At 72.0% G+C, this 403-nt stretch carries 1 protein-coding gene; it reads right to left on the reverse strand.

Annotation, left to right across the window (positions count from 1 at the left end; all coding sequences use genetic code 11):
- Positions 1-211: 211 nt before the first annotated feature.
- A partial coding sequence (locus K9U40_RS24325; protein ID WP_282892605.1) for a hypothetical protein occupies positions 212-403 on the reverse strand: 192 nt, incomplete at its 5' end.

Genomic DNA, 403 nt, shown 5'->3' on the forward strand with positions numbered 1-403 from the left:
ACGCAGGGCCGTGCAGAAGCGGCAGCCGGTGTCCACGTGAGGCAGGGCCGCGGACGCTCCATCGACGGCCGGAGAGAGGGAAGTCGGGTGGTGGTTCGGCATGATGGGCGGAAGTCTAGGGGAGCCGGACGCAGCCCGGCTGTAGGCGGGCTGCGCAAATGCCCGGGCACCCGAGGCCGTATACGAAGCCTTTTCTGGCAGCCCTTTGCGCTCAGGCCCCGTCCATCGCTGCGGCGGCGGCCTTGGTGCGCTTCGCCGCGTGCATTTCCGCCCAGACCACGATCAGCAGCCCGCCGAGCACGCCCGCCAACCCCCAGGCCGCCATGGCCGACGGCGTCTCGCCCACCACGGCCACCGCCAGCGCGAAGGCCGTGACCGGCTCGGCGGGCTGCTGATCGTGGTC

It is taken from the genome of Xanthobacter autotrophicus (genome assembly GCF_030015065.1).
Taxonomy (GTDB): domain Bacteria; phylum Pseudomonadota; class Alphaproteobacteria; order Rhizobiales; family Xanthobacteraceae; genus Xanthobacter; species Xanthobacter autotrophicus_D.